Consider the following 1032-nt stretch of genomic DNA (forward strand, 5'->3'; position numbering starts at 1 on the left):
GTCGCTATAGCCTGCTCCCGGGGGTAGGCAAACCCAATCCAGAAAGGAGCGAAAGCCTGGTCATGGGGAGGCCGGGTTCACAAAAACTAACAGCTTGTTAGGTATTGTGAGCTTTTTTGAACCAGGCGATGATTGTATTGTTGCACTGGATAAGCCGTTATTGGGAGATGCGGAAGATTTTATTCCCAGTTGGGTGTAAAGAGTTGGCCAATAATCTGTTAAAAGAAAATGGTTTGACTTACCGGGTTGTATGCGAAGCTGAGACCGCCGGGCGGTGTGACTGGAGACAAAAGACTATTTACCTGAGCTACGGCGAGGACAAAAAATATCTTGCCGCAGTATTTCAGGCGGCTCACGAAACGGGGCACGCCATTCGTGGTCCGTCCTTGCTAACCAGAATATTACCCGTTTTCTGGGGCCTTTATATGCTCTGGCTTTTATTGTGTTTTGCAGTTGGGTTTGTCTGGGATGAAGCGGCATGGTTGGTAATTGCCTTGCCGATGGCAGCTCTTTTCGGGATACGAACTGTTGACAGCTGGCTCGATGAATTGGGAGCTACAAGGTTTGCGAGAACGGTGCTTGAACGCCTAACACCGGGAAAGACGGAAAAATTGGCGATTCGTATTCATTTCGCGGCGTATTGCTTAACTCACATAGTGCTTCCTGTATCCTTTTCACTGGCTCTTTTGATCTGCGGAAGAATTTTTTGGCAATTAGGTGTTAACTGGAGTGATTGATGTGTTGCCTGATTTTTCACCAGGACTGTTTTGGTTGTTTGACCGATTTGTTTTTATGGCTTCACTGTTTAATGTAATGATATTAATATTTAAATCTCTTGGGGGCTGAATTATCAGCCCCTTTTTATATTTTGGGAACGCGCTCGTTTTTTTGATTGGAGGTATTTTGTCAACTACTCCCCACTAAAGTGGGAAGCATGTAGGTTTTGAACCCCACATCTTCCCATTTTAGTGGCGGGCCTACCTGTTTTGCAGGCAGGCCAGGTTTTCCAGTCCCAGGGCAACAAGATGCAGC

General features: G+C 46.3%; 1 protein-coding gene. It reads left to right on the top strand.

The window, feature by feature from the left end:
• Positions 1 to 203 precede the first annotated feature (203 nt).
• Positions 204 to 737: a zinc metallopeptidase gene (locus IT084_RS17590; RefSeq protein ID WP_195714183.1), complete on the top strand. Its 534-nt coding sequence runs from the start codon at positions 204 to 206 to the stop codon at positions 735 to 737.
• Positions 738 to 1032: the final 295 nt, after the last annotated feature.

The sequence above is a fragment of the Desulfallas sp. Bu1-1 genome (assembly GCF_015594625.1).
In the GTDB taxonomy this organism is placed as follows: Bacteria; Bacillota; Desulfotomaculia; order Desulfotomaculales; family Desulfallaceae; genus JADNRQ01.